20 protein-coding genes are annotated in these 19,366 nt (G+C 60.2%); 14 read left to right on the top strand and 6 right to left on the bottom strand.

The window, feature by feature from the left end; genetic code table 11:
* Nucleotides 1-21 precede the first annotated feature (21 nt).
* Nucleotides 22-876 (bottom strand): SDR family oxidoreductase, encoded by an 855-nt coding sequence (locus AC3WJW_RS07460; RefSeq protein ID WP_493725615.1) that lies wholly within the window; start codon nt 874-876, stop codon nt 22-24.
* Between the two features lie 188 nt (nt 877-1,064).
* Here AC3WJW_RS07460 and exbB point away from each other — a divergent pair, with 188 nt between their 5' ends.
* The 6 genes from exbB to AC3WJW_RS07430 all read left to right on the top strand — a co-directional run bounded on the left by exbB (nt 1,065) and on the right by AC3WJW_RS07430 (nt 7,999).
* Complete coding sequence (gene exbB, locus AC3WJW_RS07455) at nt 1,065-2,036, top strand: tonB-system energizer ExbB (protein WP_493725614.1); 972 nt, start codon at nt 1,065-1,067, stop codon at nt 2,034-2,036.
* A 6-nt stretch (nt 2,037-2,042) separates the two neighbouring features.
* Nucleotides 2,043-2,471: a TonB system transport protein ExbD gene (gene exbD / locus AC3WJW_RS07450; protein ID WP_007975187.1), complete on the top strand. Its 429-nt coding sequence runs from the start codon at nt 2,043-2,045 to the stop codon at nt 2,469-2,471.
* Complete coding sequence (locus AC3WJW_RS07445) at nt 2,468-3,217, top strand: energy transducer TonB family protein (RefSeq protein ID WP_493725613.1); 750 nt, start codon at nt 2,468-2,470, stop codon at nt 3,215-3,217. Before exbD ends, AC3WJW_RS07445 begins: the two co-directional genes overlap by 4 nt.
* Before the next feature lie 285 nt (nt 3,218-3,502).
* Entirely contained in the window at nt 3,503-4,432 is a 930-nt protein-coding gene (locus AC3WJW_RS07440) for a hydrogen peroxide-inducible genes activator (RefSeq protein ID WP_007975189.1), read from the top strand.
* Nucleotides 4,433-4,441: 9 nt separating this feature from the next.
* Nucleotides 4,442-6,517 (top strand): ATP-dependent DNA helicase RecG, encoded by a 2,076-nt coding sequence (recG, locus tag AC3WJW_RS07435; protein ID WP_493725612.1) that lies wholly within the window; start codon nt 4,442-4,444, stop codon nt 6,515-6,517.
* 78 nt (nt 6,518-6,595) lie between these two features.
* Nucleotides 6,596-7,999 carry an aminoacyl-tRNA deacylase and HDOD domain-containing protein gene (locus AC3WJW_RS07430; RefSeq protein WP_493725611.1) on the top strand — a complete coding sequence of 468 codons (1,404 nt, stop codon included), beginning with the start codon at nt 6,596-6,598 and terminating at the stop codon, nt 7,997-7,999.
* Between the two features lie 97 nt (nt 8,000-8,096).
* Here the strand turns inward: AC3WJW_RS07430 and AC3WJW_RS07425 are convergent, their stop codons facing one another.
* Complete coding sequence (locus AC3WJW_RS07425) at nt 8,097-8,480, bottom strand: helicase (protein ID WP_493725610.1); 384 nt, start codon at nt 8,478-8,480, stop codon at nt 8,097-8,099.
* Between the two features lie 437 nt (nt 8,481-8,917).
* Here AC3WJW_RS07425 and AC3WJW_RS07420 point away from each other — a divergent pair, with 437 nt between their 5' ends.
* The 3 genes from AC3WJW_RS07420 (at nt 8,918) to AC3WJW_RS07410 (ending at nt 11,601) form a co-directional block, all read left to right on the top strand.
* Nucleotides 8,918-10,267 (top strand): DUF6861 domain-containing protein, encoded by a 1,350-nt coding sequence (locus AC3WJW_RS07420; protein WP_493725609.1) that lies wholly within the window; start codon nt 8,918-8,920, stop codon nt 10,265-10,267.
* A gap of 18 nt (nt 10,268-10,285) precedes the next feature.
* Nucleotides 10,286-10,903, top strand: a complete 618-nt coding sequence (locus AC3WJW_RS07415; RefSeq protein WP_493725608.1) for a GAD-like domain-containing protein — start codon at nt 10,286-10,288, stop codon at nt 10,901-10,903.
* Nucleotides 10,904-10,983: 80 nt separating this feature from the next.
* Complete coding sequence (locus AC3WJW_RS07410) at nt 10,984-11,601, top strand: GAD-like domain-containing protein (protein ID WP_493725607.1); 618 nt, start codon at nt 10,984-10,986, stop codon at nt 11,599-11,601.
* 121 nt (nt 11,602-11,722) lie between these two features.
* On the opposite strand, the gene AC3WJW_RS07405 is transcribed toward AC3WJW_RS07410, so the two are convergent.
* From AC3WJW_RS07405 to AC3WJW_RS07395, 3 genes are all read right to left on the bottom strand, one after another.
* The gene (locus AC3WJW_RS07405; RefSeq protein ID WP_003195589.1) at nt 11,723-11,998 is read right to left on the bottom strand and encodes an HU family DNA-binding protein; all 276 of its coding nucleotides are present in this window, start codon (nt 11,996-11,998) and stop codon (nt 11,723-11,725) included.
* A 194-nt stretch (nt 11,999-12,192) separates the two neighbouring features.
* Nucleotides 12,193-13,341, bottom strand: coding sequence for an NAD(P)/FAD-dependent oxidoreductase (locus tag AC3WJW_RS07400; RefSeq protein WP_493725606.1), 1,149 nt, complete (start codon nt 13,339-13,341; stop codon nt 12,193-12,195).
* Nucleotides 13,342-13,359: 18 nt separating this feature from the next.
* Nucleotides 13,360-13,530 (bottom strand): rubredoxin, encoded by a 171-nt coding sequence (locus AC3WJW_RS07395; RefSeq protein ID WP_007975200.1) that lies wholly within the window; start codon nt 13,528-13,530, stop codon nt 13,360-13,362.
* Between the two features lie 199 nt (nt 13,531-13,729).
* Between AC3WJW_RS07395 and AC3WJW_RS07390 the strand changes: the two genes are divergently transcribed.
* A complete protein-coding gene (locus AC3WJW_RS07390) occupies nt 13,730-14,293 on the top strand; it encodes a chorismate--pyruvate lyase family protein (protein ID WP_493725605.1) in 564 nt (187 codons plus the stop codon).
* Nucleotides 14,293-15,183, top strand: coding sequence for a 4-hydroxybenzoate octaprenyltransferase (gene ubiA / locus AC3WJW_RS07385; RefSeq protein WP_493725604.1), 891 nt, complete (start codon nt 14,293-14,295; stop codon nt 15,181-15,183). The genes AC3WJW_RS07390 and ubiA overlap by 1 nt, the downstream gene beginning before the upstream one ends.
* Nucleotides 15,184-15,244: 61 nt before the next feature.
* On the opposite strand, the gene AC3WJW_RS07380 is transcribed toward ubiA, so the two are convergent.
* Nucleotides 15,245-15,628 carry a COG4315 family predicted lipoprotein gene (locus AC3WJW_RS07380; RefSeq protein WP_493725603.1) on the bottom strand — a complete coding sequence of 128 codons (384 nt, stop codon included), beginning with the start codon at nt 15,626-15,628 and terminating at the stop codon, nt 15,245-15,247.
* A 153-nt stretch (nt 15,629-15,781) separates the two neighbouring features.
* Between AC3WJW_RS07380 and phoB the strand changes: the two genes are divergently transcribed.
* From phoB to AC3WJW_RS07365, 3 genes are all read left to right on the top strand, one after another.
* Nucleotides 15,782-16,471, top strand: coding sequence for a phosphate regulon transcriptional regulator PhoB (phoB, locus tag AC3WJW_RS07375; protein WP_003229608.1), 690 nt, complete (start codon nt 15,782-15,784; stop codon nt 16,469-16,471).
* A gap of 80 nt (nt 16,472-16,551) precedes the next feature.
* Nucleotides 16,552-17,838, top strand: a complete 1,287-nt coding sequence (gene phoR / locus AC3WJW_RS07370; RefSeq protein ID WP_493725784.1) for a phosphate regulon sensor histidine kinase PhoR — start codon at nt 16,552-16,554, stop codon at nt 17,836-17,838.
* A 123-nt stretch (nt 17,839-17,961) separates the two neighbouring features.
* Nucleotides 17,962-19,302 (top strand): hemolysin family protein, encoded by a 1,341-nt coding sequence (locus AC3WJW_RS07365; RefSeq protein ID WP_493725602.1) that lies wholly within the window; start codon nt 17,962-17,964, stop codon nt 19,300-19,302.
* The last annotated feature ends 64 nt before the right edge of the window (nt 19,303-19,366 follow it).

Genomic DNA, 19,366 nt, shown 5'->3' with positions numbered 1-19,366 from the left:
GGCTGCGATCTTTTTTGTTGTTCAGCGCCCTTCAAGAATCGCCGCATACCCCTCGCGAAAACTCGGATACTTCGGCGCCCAGCCCAAGGCCTTGGCCCGCGCATTACTGCAACGCTTGCTGCCGGTGCGCCGCACGCTTGAATCGTCGTCCCACTCAGTCACGCCCAGATACCCGCGCAACCAGCCCACCACGTCGACCAGCGCTGCCGGCTCGTCATCGACGCCGATGTAGACATCCTCCAGCGCCACGCCACGCCGGTCCGCCTCAAGCAGGCACGCCATCAACCCTGCCGCATCGTCCGCATGGATCCGGTTGGCATACAACGGTGGCTCGACTGCCACGCGATAACCCCGGCGAACCTGAGTCAGCAACCACTCACGCCCCGGGCCATAGATGCCGGTCAGTCGCACGACACTGGCCGGGATACCGCTCTTGAGCGCGATCTGCTCGGCCTCCAGCATCACACGCCCAGAATAACCGGACGCCACCGTAGACGAATGCTCATCGACCCACTCGCCATCCTGCTGCCCGTAAACACTGCTGCTGGACACAAACAACAGGCGATTGGGCACCTGACCGTAGTCGTTCAGCCACTCCAGCACATGCTCCAACCCCTGGACATAGGCAGCACGGTAGCCGGCCTCGTCGTGATCGGTGGCTGCCGCGCAATACACCAGGTAATCCACGGCACCGATCGGCCAAGTGGCCGGGCAGTCCTTGTTGAACAAATCACCGGCAACGCCGATGACGCCCGCGGGCAGGCGCGAAACATCCCGCCGCAGGCCATGAACCTCCCATCCCGCCGCCAGCAGTTGTGTGGCCAGGCGGCTGCCGACATCACCGCAACCGGCGATCAAAACAGTAGGCGCAGACATCAGAAAACTCCCATCGCAAAGCCACAGACTAGCGCCGACAACAGACAGGCGGCTAGCAATGCAGGAAAAAAAGAGACGCTATTACTTCTGTTAACAAGAATTACTTGCAATAATACGCCCCACTTTTGTTCTCGGCCCTTCGAGGCCTGGAAGAACATCACCCGTTTTTTCTCTCAGGTCCGGCCAGCATGACACGTAATCAACTCTCCGCTTCGCCAACCAAACGACCTCGCGCCTGGAGCGCGGCGGCCGCCCTGCTCCTCAGCCTGATGCTCGCGCCAGTCGCCGCTTTCGCCGATGCCCAGGCGCCAGCTACTCCGGCCGCCGCAGCCCCTGCACCGGCTGATCAAGCCGCCCCGGCCGTCGCTCCCGCCGCGACCGATCCTGCCCAGGCAACGCCGGCAGAAATCCTGGGTGAAGACGTTCCTGAAGTCCTCGAAGCCGACAACACCTTGGGCATGGCCCATGACCTGTCGCCGTGGGGCATGTACAAGAACGCCGACATCATCGTGAAAATCGTGATGATCGGCCTGGCCATCGCCTCGATCATCACCTGGACCATCTGGATCGCCAAGGGCCTTGAGCTGATGGGCGCCAAGCGTCGCCTGCGCGGTGAAATCGCCCAACTGAAAAAATCCACTTCCCTCAAGGAAGCCAGCGCCACGGCCGCGAAGGAAGGCACACTCGCCAACCTGCTGGTGCACGATGCTCTCGAAGAGATGCGCCTGTCGGTCAACAGCCGCGAGAAAGAAGGCATCAAGGAACGCGTCAGCTTCCGCCTTGAGCGCCTGGTCGCGGCCTGCGGTCGCAACATGAGCAGCGGCACCGGCGTGCTGGCGACCATCGGTTCCACCGCGCCCTTCGTCGGCCTGTTCGGTACCGTGTGGGGCATCATGAACAGCTTCATCGGCATCGCCAAGACCCAGACCACCAACCTCGCCGTCGTCGCTCCCGGCATCGCCGAAGCCCTGCTGGCCACCGCACTGGGCCTGGTTGCAGCGATCCCTGCGGTCGTGATCTACAACGTCTTCGCCCGCTCCATCGCCGGTTACAAGGCCCAGGTGTCCGATGCGTCGGCACAGGTCCTGCTGCTGGTCAGCCGCGACCTCGACCACCAGCCTGAGCGCAGCTCGCAACCGCACATGGTGAAAATGGGGTAATCGGCCATGGGCCTGCATTTGAAAGAAGGGGCAGACGACGATCTGTCCGAAAACCACGAAATCAACGTCACGCCGTTCATCGACGTGATGCTGGTGCTGTTGATCATCTTCATGGTGGCGGCCCCGCTGGCCACCGTGGACATCAAGGTCGACCTGCCCGCCTCCACCGCCAAACCGGCGCCGCGGCCAGAGAAACCGGTGTTCCTCAGCGTCAAGGCTGACCAGCGCCTGTTCCTCGGTGAAGACGAAGTGAAAGCCGAAGCACTCGGCGCCACGCTCGACGCCAGGACCCAGGGCAAGAAGGACACGACGATCTTCTTCCAGGCCGACAAAGGCGTGGATTACGGCGACCTGATGAGCGTGATGGACAACCTGCGATCGGCCGGTTACCTGAAGGTAGGTCTGGTCGGACTCGAGACGGCAGCCAAGAAATGATCACGACGCGCCATAAGCTGACGCGTTACAGCGGTAGCCTGGCTGTGGTGCTGGGCGTTCACGCGCTGGCCATCGCGCTGGCGCTGAACTGGTCCGTCCGCCCGCCCATCGAATTGCCGCCCCAGGCAATGATGGTCGAACTGGCACCGGTTCCCGCCCCGCCACCGCCTGCTCCGCCAAAGGTCGTCACCCCACCGCAGCCACCGGCTCCGGTTGAAGAACTGCCGATCCCCAAGCTCGCCGAAGCGCCGAAAGCTGAAATTGCCGTGCCCAAGCCCGTCAAGCCAAAGCCCAAGCCACAGCCGCCCAAGCCGGTAGAGAAGAAACCCGAACCGCCGAAGGAAAAACCGGCCGAGGAAAAGCCTGCCGAAACGCAACAGACTCAGGCACCGACGGAGAAATCCGCTCAGCCTGCGCCGGGTCCTTCGCCGGCTCAACTGGCGGCCAAGGCCAGCTGGCAAGGCACGCTGCTGGCGCACCTGCAGAAGTACAAAAAGTACCCTGCCAGTGCACAGGCACGGGGCAAGGAAGGCATGAACCGTCTGCGTTTCGTCGTGGATGCCGAAGGCAATGTGTTGTCGTTTGAACTGGTAGGCGCCTCGGGCACTGCCGATCTGGACCGGGCCACCCTGGAAATGATCCGCCGCGCTCAACCGCTGCCAAAGCCGCCGGCCGACATGCTGACCAATGGCTCCATCGAAATCGTTGCACCCTTTGTGTATTCGCTGGAAAAACGCCGTCGGTAAACGCACCACCGCCCCATGTGGGAGCGAGCTTGCTCGCGATAGCGGTCTAACATTCAACGTAGATGTCGAATGTTGGGCCCTCATCGCGAGCAAGCTCGCTCCCACAGAGATTTCTGCCAGCAGGAAGGTCGCGCTCCAAGCCAAAAAGGCACCGAAAGGTGCCTTTCTCTTATCTGCCAGCGGCAAACCGGCATTACCCGGTGTCACCCGACACGTTCAGTCTGATAACGTGCGTCTATCGATTGCAGCCGGTATGCTTGGCACGCAAACTCATGGACGCTTGCTATGACCCTCACAGAATTACGCTACATCGTTACCCTCGCCCAAGAGCAGCACTTCGGCCACGCGGCCGAGCGTTGCCACGTCAGCCAGCCGACCCTTTCGGTGGGCGTGAAAAAGCTTGAAGACGAACTCGGTGTGCTGATTTTCGAGCGCAGCAAAAGCGCCGTGCGCCTGACGCCGGTCGGCGAAGGCATCGTGGCCCAGGCGCAAAAGGTACTGGAACAGGCCCAGGGCATCCGCGAACTGGCCCAGGCCGGCAAGAACCAGCTGACCGCCCCGCTCAAAGTCGGCGCGATCTACACCGTCGGGCCGTACCTGTTTCCGCACCTGATTCCACAACTGCACCGGGTCGCCCCGCAGATGCCGTTGTACATCGAAGAAAACTTCACCCACGTGCTGCGCGACAAACTGCGCAACGGCGAACTCGACGCGATCATCATCGCCCTGCCGTTCAGCGAAGCCGACGTGCTGACCCTGCAGCTCTACGACGAGCCGTTCTACGTACTGATGCCAGCCCAGCACCCATGGACGCAAAAAGAGTCCATCGACGCCAGCCTGCTTAACGACAAGAGCCTGCTGCTGCTCGGCGAAGGCCACTGCTTCCGCGATCAGGTACTGGAAGCCTGCCCGACCCTGACCAAAGGCAACGACGGCGCCAAGCACACCACGGTGGAATCGAGCTCCCTGGAAACCATTCGCCACATGGTCGCGTCCGGCCTGGGCATTTCGATCCTGCCGTTGTCGGCAGTCGACAGCCATCACTACGCCCCCGGCGTGATCGAGGTGCGTCCGTTGTCGGCACCCGTACCGTTCCGCACCGTGGCCATTGCCTGGCGCGCCAGCTTCCCGCGTCCGAAGGCGATTGAAATCCTCGCCGACTCCATTCGCCTGTGCTCGGTGGCCAAGCCAGCGGCGCAGGTCGCTGCGGGCTAAGCGACGGTCATGAGCGAGTTGTCGCAAGTGTCGGTGACGGCACTCAAGGGTGTCGGTGAAGCCATGGCCGAGAAACTGGCCAAGGTCGGCCTGGAAAACCTCCAGGACGTGTTGTTTCACTTGCCCCTGCGCTATCAGGATCGCACCCGTGTGGTCCCGATCGGCGCGCTGCGACCCGGACAGGATGCAGTCATCGAAGGCACGGTCAGCGGCGCCGATGTGGTCATGGGCCGTCGGCGCAGCCTCGTGGTGCGCTTGCAGGACGGCACCGGCGGACTCAGCCTGCGCTTCTACCATTTCAGCAATGCGCAGAAGGAAGGCCTCAAACGCGGCACGCGGATTCGCTGCTACGGCGAGGCACGGCCCGGTGCTTCGGGGCTGGAAATCTACCACCCGGAATATCGCGCCATCACTGGCGACGAACCACCGCCGGTAGATGAAACCCTGACCCCGGTCTACCCGCTCACCGAAGGCCTGACCCAACAGCGCCTGCGCCAGTTGTGCATGCAGACCCTCACCCTGCTCGGCCCCAGCAGCCTGCCCGACTGGCTGCCGAACGAGCTGGCCCGCGACTACCAACTGGCACCGCTGGCCGATGCAATCCGCTACCTGCACAACCCGCCCGCCGATGCCGACGTCGATGAACTCGCCCTCGGCCATCACTGGGCGCAGCACCGTCTGGCTTTCGAAGAACTGCTGACCCATCAACTGTCGCAACAGCGCCTTCGTGAAAGCATGCGCTCCCTGCGCGCGCCGGCGATGCCCAAAGCCACCCAGTTGCCGGCCAAGTACCTGGCCAACCTCGGTTTCAACCCGACCGGCGCCCAGCAACGGGTCGGTAACGAAATCGCCTACGACCTCAGCCAGCACGAACCGATGCTGCGGCTGATCCAGGGCGACGTCGGCGCCGGCAAAACCGTGGTCGCCGCCCTTGCCGCGCTGCAAGCGCTGGAGGCCGGTTATCAAGTCGCGCTGATGGCACCCACCGAGATTCTCGCCGAGCAGCACTTCATCACCTTCAAGCGCTGGCTCGAACCGCTGGGCATCGAAGTCGCGTGGCTCGCCGGCAAGCTCAAGGGCAAGAACCGCACCGCCGCGCTGGAGCAAATCGCCAATGGCACGCCCATGGTGGTTGGCACTCACGCGCTGTTCCAGGACGAAGTGCAATTCAAGAACCTGGCGCTGGTGATCATCGACGAACAGCACCGTTTCGGCGTGCAGCAGCGTCTGGCCCTGCGGCAGAAAGGCGTCGGCGGACGCATGTGTCCGCATCAGTTGATCATGACCGCCACGCCGATTCCGCGCACGCTGGCCATGAGCGCCTACGCCGATCTCGACACCTCGATCCTCGACGAACTGCCCCCCGGCCGAACCCCGGTCAACACCGTGCTGATCACCGACACCCGGCGCGTCGAAGTCATCGAGCGAGTGCGCAGCGCTTGCGCCGAAGGGCGACAAGCCTATTGGGTATGCACACTGATCGAAGAGTCGGAAGAGCTGACCTGCCAGGCCGCCGAAACCACATACGAAGACCTGACCGCCGCCCTCGGCGAGCTGAAGGTCGGGCTGATCCACGGCCGCATGAAGCCTGCGGAAAAAGCCGCGGTGATGGCCGAGTTCAAGGCCGGCAACCTGCAACTGCTGGTCGCGACCACGGTGATCGAAGTGGGCGTTGACGTACCCAACGCCAGCCTGATGATCATCGAAAACCCCGAGCGCCTGGGCCTGGCGCAACTGCACCAGTTGCGCGGCCGCGTCGGCCGCGGCAGCGCTGTCAGCCATTGCGTGCTGCTCTACCATCCGCCGCTGTCGCAAATCGGCCGTCAGCGCCTGGGCATCATGCGTGAAACCAACGACGGTTTTGTCATCGCCGAAAAGGATCTGGAATTGCGCGGCCCCGGCGAAATGCTCGGTACCCGCCAAACCGGCCTGCTTCAATTCAAGGTCGCCGACCTGATGCGCGATGCCGATTTGCTGCCCGCCGTACGGGATGCCGCCCAGGCATTGCTCGAACGCTGGCCGACCCATGTCAGCCCGCTACTCGACCGTTGGCTGCGTCATGGCCAACAATACGGCCAAGTGTGACAACCGTCACAGTTTCTGAGGCGTGGCCTTAGGCAAGCTGGTTATACTCCTGCAATTGTTTAAGTACGGATACAGACCATGACCGAAGTTGCCTTCGCACCCGACACCCCGCACGCTCCGTCGGTTATTCGGCTGATGCTGGGCAAGTTGGGCATTGCCTACGAAGAAGTGCTTGACCGTCACGGCCTCAATGCCGCGCGCAAAGTGCAGGCCGTTCTGCTCGATGACAGCGTCGGCGCGTTGATGGTGTTGTTCCCGCAGAGCCAGTTGCTGGACCTCAATCGCCTGACCGAGCTCACGGGTCGCCGCCTCACTGCCGTACCCACCGAGCGCCTGAAAAAAATGCTCGGCAAGCACAACCTCAGCTTGCTGCCGGGCCTGCCGGCGCTAAGCAGCTCACCGTGCCTGTACGACGAAAGCCTGCTGCGCGAGCCGAAGTTGCTGATCAACTCCGGTGAGCCGGGCGTGCTGCTGGAAATCACCAGCGAAGACTTCAAGGCGACCATGCTGACCAAGGCCAGCGCCGCCAACTTCGGCGAAAACCTGACCAGCATCCGTCCCAACCTCGACCGCCCCGATGACGACCGCGAGGAAATCACCCAGGCCGTCCAGGCGTTCACCGCGCGGCGCATCCAGCAGCGTCTGGAAGAGACCATCGAGATTCCACCGCTGGCCGAAACCGCGCAAAAGATCATCAAGCTGCGTGTCGACCCCAACGCCACCATCGACGACATCACCGGCGTGGTCGAAACCGACCCGGCGCTGGCCGCGCAAGTCGTGAGCTGGGCGGCGTCGCCGTACTACGCCTCGCCGGGCAAGATCCGCTCCGTGGAAGACGCCATCGTGCGCGTGCTGGGCTTCGACCTGGTGATCAACCTGGCGCTGGGCCTGGCCCTGGGTAAAACCCTGAGCCTGCCCAAGGACCACCCGCAACAAACCACGCCGTACTGGCAGCAATCCATCTACACCGCCGCCGTCATCGAAGGCCTGACCCGCGCCATGCCGCGCACCCAGCGCCCGGAAGCAGGCCTGACCTACCTGGCCGGCCTGCTGCACAACTTCGGCTACCTGCTGCTGGCCCACGTGTTCCCGCCACACTTCTCGCTGATCTGCCGCCACCTGGAGGTCAACCCGCACCTGTGCCACAGTTTCGTGGAACAACACCTGCTGGGCATCAGCCGTGAACAGATCGGCTCGTGGCTGATGCGCTACTGGGACATGCCCGAAGAGCTGTCCACCGCCCTGCGCTTCCAGCACGACCCGGCCTACGACGGCACCTACGCCGAATACCCGAACCTGGTCTGCCTGTCGGTGCGCCTGCTGCGCAGCCGAGGCATCGGCTCCGGCCCCGACGAAGGCATTCCGGACGCACTATTGGAACGCCTCGGCCTGAGCCGCGCCAAGGCCGAAGACGTGGTCAGCAAAGTGCTGGAAGCTGAAGTGCTGCTGCGCGAACTGGCTTCGCAATTCAGCCAAGGCTGAACAGCATCGCGAGCAGGCCCGCTCCCACAGGGATCGCTTAAATCCTGTGGGAGCGGGCTTGCCCGCGATGAATATCACTCGGTCTAACTGAAAGACCTCAAGCCTTGGGCTTCGCCTTTTTCGGCTTCAAATACTTGGTCAACCCCTGGAACCAGATCACCAGCGCCGGGTTGCCCTTGATCTGAATCGACTTGTCCTGAATCCCCGTCATGAACGCCAATTGCTTGTTCTTCGCCTGCATCGTGGCAAAGCCATACGCGGCGTCTTTAAAGGCAATCGCAAACGCAGGATCGGCATGCACACCCGATTGACTGGTGATGCGCTGGTCCTTCACGCGGAATTGCCGCGCCACTTTCCCGTCCAGGGTCTGCAGCTGGAACACCAGGTCCTTGTCACCCAACTGCTGCTGAAACGCCGGATTGGTCCGGCTGGCCTTACCCATCAACAAACCCAGCATCCACAGCAGAAAACGAAATTTCATGCGCACAGCCTCAGAAGGAAAATGAACGGCCGGGGCAGTTTAGCGACTTAAAACAAGAACGCCACCATCTAGATGCGTTAGAAGAAGATGAGCCACATTCCCCGCATGATGACTGCCAAGTCACGATTTTAAACACATTCCTGTAGGAGCTGCCGCAGGCTGCGATCTTTTGATCTTCACAATCCGGTCGTTCCTTAGACTGAGTATCACGTTGTTCGCCATCAAATTCACCCGCGCCACGGCTCCAGGAAAAAATCCAGGTGCCAGCTTGGATCGTCCCGCCTTGAGACATGCAACATTCTGAAACGCGGGAAGTTTCCGATCGCTGAAGGAGAGTCTTCCTACATCACCTCCTCCAAGTTCTTGTTAGCGTATTTCGGTCATGGACACCGGAGTTACTAGTCCACGAGAGGGCGAACTGTCAGGGAGACACTCGAATGTTTTTATGGCAAATCGTGCCCACATGGCACGAGATTGAAAAACGTATAACCCATGAAATGGGTTACCAGGGAGGAGCCAGCTTTCGCACGCAATTCAACGAACCTGCCCCCTCCCTTTCTCTGAACATCCGACGGATCAACAGTGTCCGCTACGCATTCAACCAAGCCGAGTGGGAAGCCGGCCGCCTATTGAGGCAACGGTTCTCTGACCTCGACATCTCCAGCATCCTCAACGAGTTGATCGAAGTTGTTACTCAAATGGCAATGATCGTCGCCGGCAGTGTGCTGACTGGAGGGGCAATTGGCGCGGGAGCAGGCGCATTCCTCGGAGGGGCAGGTGCCATTCCCATGGGTGCCGCTGGCGCCGCAATGGGATTGCAAGTCAGCACCTGGATATTAGGGATACTTGGCCTGACGTCCATCGCCGCGTTTTTCGTCGAGGGATTGCCGCGTATTGGCGAGTATTACCTGACGGGCATCAACATCGCGTGGAAAGGCCCACGCGGCGAGGAAGGGTTGAACCCGTTCAGCCGGGACGATCCTTTTGCCGAAAAAAGAGCCTCCCATCACATCGCACTGGGGCATGTAGAGGTTGTCGTCCTGCTGCTGGGAGCCATCGTCGCTTACATTACGCGTGGTCGAGGCAATGCAAATGTCCTCGCCCAGGAAATGCGAGCAAGTCCCAAAGGGGCACGGCTTGGCGAATGGATGCTCAAGCATGAGGAGGCACTGAAAAAACGACCAGACCTGCAAACCGCAGAGCCGCGCAGAGGTGCACTTGGCCCGCGGGAGCCTGCGTCACCCGCAAATCGCCCATCTGGAAAAGACAAGGACTCGCCCCGTGACAAACCGAACGCCATGCCGCTTCATAAAGTCGAATGCTTCAAAGCGGACAAGATGCCAGCGTCTAAAATCGGAGAGTTCGAGCGGCAGTTGAAGGGGCAAGAGGACGGGCTGAATCGGCTGACGGTTGATGAATATCTCGAGAATATTGCTAATCCGGTGAAGCGTAGCCAAAAAGCCGCCAAGCAAGCCCGTAAGGATTTACAAGACACGTTACAAGCGCGCTTCCAAGAAGACTTTTCCCAGTTCATGGACGAACTCGACGCTGAAGTAGCTGCCATCAAAAAAGCGAAGGAAACAATGTCAAACCTTGCAGGGCTGCATAATCCTGATCTGAGGGCTGGAGGTAAGGATATCATTGCGGACTTTGGTGATCGACAAGTGAACTCCAGTATTGGTCCTCAGTGGAGGCCGAAAATCGCAAATTTGAAGGCGGCGGCTGAAAACGTGCCCCGATCAATGCGAGAGTCAACTTTTATCAATGTAAAACTACATAAATGCTAATTAATAAGGAGGTATAGCGTGGACAAAGTATTTGCTAGGTTTATAGAGAAATTTGGCGGACCTGTTGAACGACAGGAAGTGCCGACTTCAAGTATCGAAAGATATAAAGGAAAGCTGCCCAATCAGTTGCTGGAATACTGGGCTGAACACGGCTGGTGCGGTTACGGTGATGGAATTTTTTGGATAGTGAATCCTCAGGAATACGACGGGGTGGTAGCGTCATGGCTTGAGGGGACGAAGTTTGAAGCCTTTGACACCTACCACCTAATTGCTCGCAGTGCCTTTGGCGACTTGTATCTTTGGGGCGAAAAAACGGGTGCCTCTCTCAAGATAACTAGTGTCCTTTCCCGCTATACAACACACACATCTATCTTTACAGGAGAGCAAATGGATAAGGGGCTGCGAAATTTTCTGTTGTCGCGGGAGGTTGACTCTAACGATTATGGCGACATGTTCAAGCCTGCGAAGAAAAAGCTCGGCACCCTGCGTCACGACGAGATGTACGGCTTTGTTCCAGCGCTGATGTTCGGCGGCCCCGACACCCTCGATTATCTAGAGAAGGTGAAGGCGGTGGAGCATCTGATCCTGCTGTCTCAGATTACCGAGCTTCAGCCCTATAGTTTTTCAGACCTGTAAAGAATGTAGTTTCGCCCCTAGGCCGCGCTCTGAACAGGGTTACTGGCCTGGCGCCCTCACAACTCTTAATGAGATATTGAATGGATGAAATATTTTCGATTTTTCTGGAGACGTTTGGCGGACCCGTTGATCGTCAGGAAGTACCGACTTCAAGTATCGAACGCTACAGGGGTAAGCTGCCCAATCAATTGCTGGAGTACTGGGCTGAGTACGGCTGGTGCGGTTACGGTGATGGGATTTTTTGGATAGTGAATCCTCAGGAATACGAAGGGGTCGTAGCATCCTGGCTTGAGGGGACGGAATTTGAAGCGTTTGACATCTACCACCTGATTGCCCGTAGCGCATTTGGTGACTTGTACCTTTGGGGCGAAAGAACGGGATTTTCGCTCAAAATAACCAGTGTTCTTTCTCGTGTTGTGATTAAAAACCTCGAAATTACGAGTGAAGAGATGGACAGAGAACTACAAGGTTTTCTGCTTTCCAGGAATGTGGATTCCAACGATTATGGCGACCTGTTCCAACCCGCAAAGAAAAAGCTCGGCACCCTGCGTCACGACGAGATGTACGGCTTTGTTCCAGCACTGATGTTCGGCGGCCCCGACACCCTCGATCATCTAGAGAAGGTGAAGGCGGTGGAGCATCTGATCCTGCTGTCTCAGATCACCGAGCTTCAGCCCTATAGTTTTTCAGACCTTTAAACCAGATTTCAGGGGACGGATTTCAACAAGCTCTGTTAACCCCACAAAAAATGGGCACCCAACCCAGGTTGGCGTGCCCATTTTTATTCCACCCCCCCGCTACGCGAGAGGCGAAAACGGCTTACGGATTGACGCTGTCTTTCAACGACTTGCCTGGCTTGAACGCAACGGTGTTGCTGGCCTTGATTTTGACGGGTTCACCGGTTTGCGGGTTTTTGCCGGTGCGGGCACCGCGATGGCGTTGCAGGAAGGTGCCGAAGCCCACCAGCGTCACGCTGTCTTTGCGGTGCAGGGCACCGGTGATTTCTTCAAGAACGGCGTTGAGAACGCGGTTGGCTTGTTCTTTGGTGAGGTCTGCTTTTTCAGCAATGGCTGCAGCGAGGTCTGGTTTACGCATGTGAGTGAAGCCCCTTTGACGGTTTGTTGTTGTTATGTCCGTGCTGCTCTCTGCGGAGCAGCGCCAAAAGCGCCGCAGGTGCTCTACTCTGCGGCAGACGGGAGTGAGGATGGCACGCAGTGAGGCCCCGCGCCAGTATCGGCGCGGCCATTGTTAGGGCAAAAGGGGGGTGATTCCGACAGAACGACCGGTATTTATGCCAACAGGGCTGGAAGCTCTTTGTTCAGGGCCAGTTTTTCCATCACGGCGGCGCCTGTGAGGGCATAACCGAGCAGTTTGCCTGCGGCATCGCGGCATAAAACCTTGATGTCGGCGCCCTGCCCTTCGACGGTCCAGATGCCTTCTGCGCCCCGTGGTGGCGGGGACACCACCAGCGGGCACACCGGCGTTTTGACGGTGATCGGCATCGGGCCATAAGTGACGGCGGTCGGGTTGCCGGCCAGGGTTTGCGCCAGCGCTCGCGCACAGCTCATCAGGGGCATGACGTACAGCAGGTTCAGCCCATCGACCTCGGCACAGTCGCCCAGGGCGTAGATGTTCGCGTGGGAGGTCTTCAGGTGCCGGTCGACCATGATGCCGCGGTTGACCTGCAAACCGGCCGCTGCCGCCAGGTCGACACGCGGGCGCAGGCCAATGGCCGAGACCACCACGTCGCACGGGATCACCTGGCCATCGGACAGGTGCGCTTCCAGGCCGTCCGACACTCGTTGCAGGCGGTTGAGCACCGGCCCGAGGTGGAAACGTGCGCCGAGGCTTTCCAGGCCAGCCTGCACCGCAGCCGCGGCCGCCGGGTGCAACAGGGTCGGCATGACTTGTTCGCACGGCGCAACCAGTTGCACTTCGTAGCCACCCAGGGTCAGGTCGTTGGCGAACTCGCAGCCGATCAGACCGGCGCCGAGCAGCAACACGCGGCGCTTGCCAGCGGCTGCCGCCCGGAAGCGTGCGTAATCTTCCAGGTCGTTGATCGGGAATACGCAATCCGCCGCGTCACCTTCAATGGGCACGCGCACGGTTTCGGCGCCCCAGGCCAGGATCAGGTCGCGGTACATCACCGCCTCTTCACCGATCCACAGGCGCTTGTGGCCCGGGTCAATGCCGCTGATGCGCGTGTGGGTGCGTATTTCGGCCTTGAGTTGGTCGGCCATGGCGCCGGGTTCGGCCATGCTCAGGCCGTCGGCATCCTTGTTTTTGCCGAAGCCGGTGGAGAGCATCGGCTTGGAGTAGGAGCGCCCGTCATCGGCGGTAATCAAAAGCAGCGGGGTTTCGCTGTCGAGCTTGCGAAACTCGCGGGCGACGTTGTAGCCAGCCAGACCGGTGCCAATGATGACGACAGGTGCGTTCATTCCTTACTCCTCAATTATTCAGGCAGCGATTTCGATCATTTCAAAATCCATTTTGCCCACACCGCAGTCCGGGCACAGCCAGTCTTCCGGCACGTCTTCCCAACGGGTGCCCGGCGCAATGCCGTCATCCGGCCAACCGTCGGCTTCGTTGTAGATCAGGCCGCAGACGATACATTGCCACTTTTTCATCAGGTACTTCCTCAGGGTTCAGGCGTTTTGCCGGCCGGACGGTCGATGGTTGTAGCACTGCCGTCCAGCTCAGCGCGTTTTGTACTGATCGATGCCGCCGGATGCAAGCCTGTTCGGCGCAACGGCAGGCCAATTCAATCGATATCGGCGGCTGACATGTTAAGCTCGCCGCCTCATTTGCTGCCAATAATGACTCATTGTGCAACACACAGAATCCCCCTCTCCAGCTCCTCTCTGGCTCTCGCGCAGCGAACTGGCGCCCCTCCCCGATGCTTCTATCCTGGACTGGCTGTTCGACGAAGGCTCGCTGACCCGACGCCTGATTCATCTGTCGAATGATGCCTTCAGCGTCTCGCCGATGTTCGAAGGCTGGCAAACCCTGCGCGCCGACGAATGCGCAGCGCTGGACCTGGCCGACGGCAGTGAAGGTTGGGTGCGCGAGGTGTATCTGCGCGGTCATGGTGAAGCCTGGGTGTTCGCCCGCAGCGTCGCGGCACGCAGTGCATTGCAAGGCGACGGCTTGCACATGGACGAATTGGGCAGCCGCTCCCTGGGTGAATTGCTGTTCTGCGACCAGGCCTTTCAGCGCCGGGCCATCGAGGTTTGTCATTATCCTCAAGAATGGTTGCCAAGCGAGGTGCGGGCGCCGGACCTATGGGGCCGCCGTTCACGTTTTGACCGCGGCGCGCTGAGTGTACTGGTGGCCGAAATCTTCCTGCCTTCCCTGTGGGACGCCGCACGCGCCCGATCGGAGAACCTCTGATGTACCAAAGCCTGCTCAAGTCCTTGAACCGCTTGAACCCTCGGGCCTGGGACTTCATTCAGCTGACGCGGATGGACAAGCCGATCGGCATTTACCTGCTGCTCTGGCCAACGCTGTGGGCGCTGTGGATTGCCGGTAAGGGTTCGCCGTCCCTGGCCAACATTGTGATTTTCGTCCTGGGCGTGGTGCTGACCCGCGCCGGTGGCTGCGTGATCAACGACTGGGCGGACCGCAAGGTCGATGGTCATGTGAAACGTACCGAGCAGCGCCCGCTGGTGAGCGGCAAGATCAGCTCGAAAGAGGCGCTGGTGTTCTTCGCCTTGCTGATGGGCATCAGTTTCCTGCTGGTGCTGTGCACCAACGCCGCGACCGTGTGGCTGTCGCTGGGCGGCCTGGCGCTGGCGTTCAGTTACCCCTTCATGAAACGCTACACCTATTACCCGCAAGTGGTGCTGGGCGCCGCATTTTCGTGGGGGATGCCGATGGCGTTCACCGCAGAAACCGGTGAATTGCCGGCTGCCGCATGGCTGCTGTGGATCGCCAACCTGATGTGGACCGTGGGTTACGACACGTATTACGCGATGACCGATCGCGATGACGACCTGAAGATCGGCGTGAAATCCACGGCAATCCTGTTCGGCGACGCGGACCGGGCGATCATCCTGACCCTGCAGGGACTGGCGCTGGGTTGCCTGTTGCTGGCGGGGTCGAAGTTCGACCTGGGTGGCTGGTTCCACCTCGGATTACTGGTGGCAGCGGGCTGCTTTGCCTGGGAGTTCTGGTATACCCGCGACAAGGACCGGATGCGTTGCTTCAAGGCGTTTTTGCACAATCACTGGGCGGGATTGGCGATTTTCGTCGGGATTGTGCTGGATTACGCGTTGCGTTGACTGTTGAAAAGATCGCAGCCTTCGGCAGCTCCTACCCGAAGGCTGCGATCCTTTTGCGGTGTTACATATGCTCGCGAACGACGTGCCAGACATCTTTTTTCTTGTCACCCGTCATGTCTCCGGGCTTTTTGTCGTCCTCGTAGTAGTACAGCGGCTTGCCGTCATAGGCCCATTGCATGGTCCCGTCGTCACGCTTGACAACGGTCCATTTACCTTCAGCCTTGGCACCCGCCTCTGCCTTGAACGGCGGCCAGTATTTGGCGCAGTCGCCAGTGCACACCGACTTGCCGCCAGTGTCCTTGTCGAACGTGTACAAGGTCATGCCCTTATGGTCGACCATCATGCCGTCTTTCATCATCGCCGGGTCGGCGGCAAAGGCCAGTGTCGGCAGCGTTAACGCCGCAGTGACCAGCAAAGCCTTCCAGGATTGAGCAATGTAGTTCATGGAAACCTTCCTCTTGTGGTTGTCAGGATCCGGACTTAGAGCTTAGCCCAGGATCCAGCCAATCGCCGGCCGACTAAAATACTGTCACACGACTGCAATAATTCCGTTATCTAATGCGGCGCAAGACAGTTAAATGACAAGAGGATTAAGGGCATGGTTGGCAGGAGCATTCTGATCGTCGACGACGAAGCGCCTATTCGCGAAATGATCGCCGTTGCGTTGGAAATGGCCGGCTATGACTGCCTGGAGGCTGAAAACTCCCAGCAGGCCCACGCCATTATCGTCGACCGCAAACCGGACCTGATCCTGCTCGACTGGATGCTGCCCGGCACGTCCGGCATCGAGCTGGCCCGTCGGCTCAAGCGTGATGAACTGACCGGGGACATCCCGATCATCATGCTCACCGCCAAGGGTGAAGAGGACAACAAGATCCAGGGCCTGGAAGTCGGCGCCGACGACTACATCACCAAGCCGTTTTCCCCCCGTGAGCTGGTAGCGCGCCTGAAGGCCGTGCTGCGCCGTGCCGGCCCGACCGATGGCGAGGCGCCGATCGAAGTCGGCGGCCTGCTGCTGGACCCGATCAGCCACCGCGTGACCATCGACGGCCGTCCTGCCGAGATGGGCCCGACCGAATACCGCCTGCTGCAATTCTTCATGACTCACCAGGAGCGCGCCTACACCCGTGGCCAGTTGCTGGATCAGGTCTGGGGCGGCAACGTCTATGTCGAAGAGCGTACCGTCGACGTGCACATTCGACGCCTGCGCAAAGCCCTCGGCGATGCTTACGAAAATCTGGTACAAACCGTGCGCGGCACCGGTTACCGCTTTTCCACCAAAGCCTGACTCGGACCCTTACCGCCCGACAAGCTGACAAGGACGCGCGTCAAGTGAACCAAAACTGGCATGGCACCCTGATTCGCCACATGCTGCTACTGGTCACCGCCTGCCTGGTGATCGGCCTGATCACCGGCTATTACGGCTGGAGCCTCGCCGCAGGCCTGGGTCTTTACCTGGCCTGGACCCTCAAGCAATTGCTGCGTCTGCACGAGTGGCTGCGCCTGCACAAACCCGATGAAGCGCCGCCCGACGGCTACGGCCTGTGGGGCGAGGTGTTCGACAGCATCTACCACCTGCAACGCCGCGACCAACGGGTACGCGGACGCCTGCAAGCGGTGATCGACCGGGTTCAGGAATCCACCGCCGCGCTGAAAGACGCGGTGATCATGCTCGACACCGACGGTAACCTGGAATGGTGGAACCGTGCCGCCGAAACCCTGCTGGGCCTCAAGACCCCACAGGACAGCGGCCAACCGGTGACCAACCTGGTGCGCCATCCGCGCTTCAAGGAATACTTCGAGCAAGACAGCTACGCCGAGCCGCTGGAAATTCCTTCGCCGACCAACGACCGCGTGCGCATTCAGCTGTACATCACCCGTTACGGCAACAACGAACACTTGATGCTGGTGCGCGATGTGACACGCATCCATCAGCTTGAGCAAATGCGCAAGGATTTCATCGCCAACGTGTCCCATGAACTGCGCACGCCGTTGACGGTGATCTGCGGTTACCTGGAAACCCTGCTCGACAACGTCGACGAGGTGAACCCGCGCTGGGGCCGTGCCTTGCAGCAGATGCAGCAACAAGGCGGGCGCATGCAGACCCTGCTCAACGACCTGTTGCTGCTGGCCAAGCTGGAAGCCACCGATTATCCATCGGACAACCAGCCGGTGCCGATCGACGGCTTGCTGCAATCGATCAAGAGCGACGCGCAGCAGTTGTCCGGCCAGAAAAACCAGAAAATCACGCTGGACGCCGACCCGACGATTCTGCTCAAGGGCAGCGAGGCGGAGTTGCGCAGCGCGTTTTCCAACCTGGTGTTCAACGCGGTGAAATACACCCCGGCCGAAGGCAACATCCGCATTCGCTGGTGGGGCGATGACCAGGGGGCGCACCTGAGCGTGCAGGATTCCGGGATCGGCATCGATGCCAAACACCTGCCGCGCCTGACCGAACGCTTCTATCGCGTCGACTCCAGCCGCAACTCCAATACCGGTGGCACCGGCCTGGGGCTGGCGATCGTCAAACACGTTTTGTTACGTCATCGGGCACGGATGGAAATCAGCAGCGTACCGGGCCACGGCAGTACCTTTACCTGCCACTTTGCGCCGGCGCAGGTCACCAAATCACGGGTTATCAGCACCGCCGACTGATACCGGCCAGCACGCGCCACTAGGCAACCGCCCAGTCAGCCGCTACATTGGCTGACTTGCGTCTGCCTTTCAGGCGCGATTCTTACTTCCCTTTCGAATACACGGAACCCGCAAAACTCCATCATGGACCCTTCCCCTGGCTTGACCCTCGCTACAATTTTCGCCGACTTCGGCATGATTCTTTTTGCTCTGATCCTGGTTTTGCTCAACGGCTTTTTCGTTGCGGCGGAATTTGCCATGGTCAAGCTGCGCTCGACCCGGGTCGAGGCCATCGCTGATAAAAACGGCTGGCGCGGGCACATCCTGCGCACCGTGCACAGTCAGCTCGATGCGTACCTGTCGGCCTGCCAATTGGGTATCACCCTGGCCTCCCTGGGCCTGGGTTGGGTCGGTGAGCCCGCGTTTGCCCACATTCTTGAGCCGGTATTGAGCGCGGTCGGCGTTCAATCAGCCGAAGTGGTCAAAGGCATCTCGTTCTTCACCGCGTTCTTCATCATTTCGTACCTGCACATCGTGGTCGGTGAGCTCGCCCCGAAATCCTGGGCGATCCGCAAACCCGAATTGCTGTCGCTGTGGACCGCCGTGCCGCTGTACCTGTTCTATTGGGCCATGTACCCGGCCATCTACCTGCTCAACGCCAGCGCCAACACCATCCTGCGTATTGCAGGGCAAGGTGAACCCGGCCCGCATCACGAGCATCACTACAGCCGTGAAGAGCTGAAGCTGATCCTGCACTCCAGCCGTGGCCAGGACCCGAGCGACCAAGGCATGCGCGTGCTGGCCTCGGCGGTGGAAATGGGCGAACTGGAAGTGGTCGACTGGGCCAACTCCCGCGAAGACCTGGTGACCCTGGAGTTCAACGCACCGCTCAAGCAGATCCTGGCGATGTTCCGTCGCCACAAGTTCAGCCGCTATCCGGTGTACGACAGCGAACGCCAGGAGTTCGTCGGCCTGCTGCACATCAAGGATCTGCTGTTGGAACTGGCGGCGCTGGACCACATTCCCGAATCGTTCAACCTCGCCGAGCTGACCCGCCCGCTGGAGCGCGTGTCGCGGCACATGCCGCTGTCACAGTTGCTGGAGCAGTTCCGCAAGGGCGGTTCGCACTTCGCCGTGGTCGAAGAGGCCGACGGCAACATCATCGGCTACCTGACCATGGAAGACGTGCTGGAAGTGCTGGTGGGCGACATCCAGGACGAACACCGCAAGGCCGAGCGCGGGATCCTCGCGTACCAGCCGGGCAAGTTGCTGGTACGGGGCGATACGCCGCTGTTCAAGGTTGAACGGCTGCTGGGCATCGACCTCGACCACGTCGAAGCCGAAACCCTTGCCGGGCTGGTCTATGAGAGTCTCAAGCGCGTTCCCGAAGAGGAAGAAGTGCTGGAAGTCGAAGGTCTGCGGATCATCATCAAGAAGATGAAGGGGCCGAAGATTGTCCTGGCCAAGGTGTTGATGCTCGATTAAACGTATTGACCTGAAAGATCGCAGCCTTCGGCAGCTCCTACAGGGCTATGTGAACACCGCGATC

This window comes from Pseudomonas sp. GW821-FHT07G06, assembly GCF_058986625.1.
This window is presented reverse-complemented; position numbering and strand designations above follow the sequence as displayed.

Bases quoted from the DNA above. Each gene is read 5' to 3' on its own strand.
- exbB (WP_493725614.1), top strand. From the start codon at position 1,065: ATGACACGTAATCAACTCTCCGCTTCGCCAACCAAACGACCTCGCGCC.
- AC3WJW_RS07365 (WP_493725602.1), top strand. From the start codon at position 17,962: ATGGACCCTTCCCCTGGCTTGACCCTCGCTACAATTTTCGCCGACTTC.
- exbD (WP_007975187.1), top strand. From the start codon at position 2,043: ATGGGCCTGCATTTGAAAGAAGGGGCAGACGACGATCTGTCCGAAAAC.
- AC3WJW_RS07405 (WP_003195589.1), bottom strand. From the start codon at position 11,998: ATGCGTAAACCAGACCTCGCTGCAGCCATTGCTGAAAAAGCAGACCTC.
- ubiA (WP_493725604.1), top strand. From the start codon at position 14,293: ATGTACCAAAGCCTGCTCAAGTCCTTGAACCGCTTGAACCCTCGGGCC.
- AC3WJW_RS07440 (WP_007975189.1), top strand. From the start codon at position 3,503: ATGACCCTCACAGAATTACGCTACATCGTTACCCTCGCCCAAGAGCAG.
- AC3WJW_RS07410 (WP_493725607.1), top strand. From the start codon at position 10,984: ATGGATGAAATATTTTCGATTTTTCTGGAGACGTTTGGCGGACCCGTT.
- AC3WJW_RS07380 (WP_493725603.1), bottom strand. From the start codon at position 15,628: ATGAACTACATTGCTCAATCCTGGAAGGCTTTGCTGGTCACTGCGGCG.
- phoB (WP_003229608.1), top strand. From the start codon at position 15,782: ATGGTTGGCAGGAGCATTCTGATCGTCGACGACGAAGCGCCTATTCGC.
- AC3WJW_RS07400 (WP_493725606.1), bottom strand. From the start codon at position 13,341: ATGAACGCACCTGTCGTCATCATTGGCACCGGTCTGGCTGGCTACAAC.
- recG (WP_493725612.1), top strand. From the start codon at position 4,442: ATGAGCGAGTTGTCGCAAGTGTCGGTGACGGCACTCAAGGGTGTCGGT.
- phoR (WP_493725784.1), top strand. From the start codon at position 16,552: ATGCTGCTACTGGTCACCGCCTGCCTGGTGATCGGCCTGATCACCGGC.
- AC3WJW_RS07445 (WP_493725613.1), top strand. From the start codon at position 2,468: ATGATCACGACGCGCCATAAGCTGACGCGTTACAGCGGTAGCCTGGCT.
- AC3WJW_RS07430 (WP_493725611.1), top strand. From the start codon at position 6,596: ATGACCGAAGTTGCCTTCGCACCCGACACCCCGCACGCTCCGTCGGTT.
- AC3WJW_RS07460 (WP_493725615.1), bottom strand. From the start codon at position 876: ATGTCTGCGCCTACTGTTTTGATCGCCGGTTGCGGTGATGTCGGCAGC.
- AC3WJW_RS07420 (WP_493725609.1), top strand. From the start codon at position 8,918: ATGTTTTTATGGCAAATCGTGCCCACATGGCACGAGATTGAAAAACGT.
- AC3WJW_RS07425 (WP_493725610.1), bottom strand. From the start codon at position 8,480: ATGAAATTTCGTTTTCTGCTGTGGATGCTGGGTTTGTTGATGGGTAAG.
- AC3WJW_RS07395 (WP_007975200.1), bottom strand. From the start codon at position 13,530: ATGAAAAAGTGGCAATGTATCGTCTGCGGCCTGATCTACAACGAAGCC.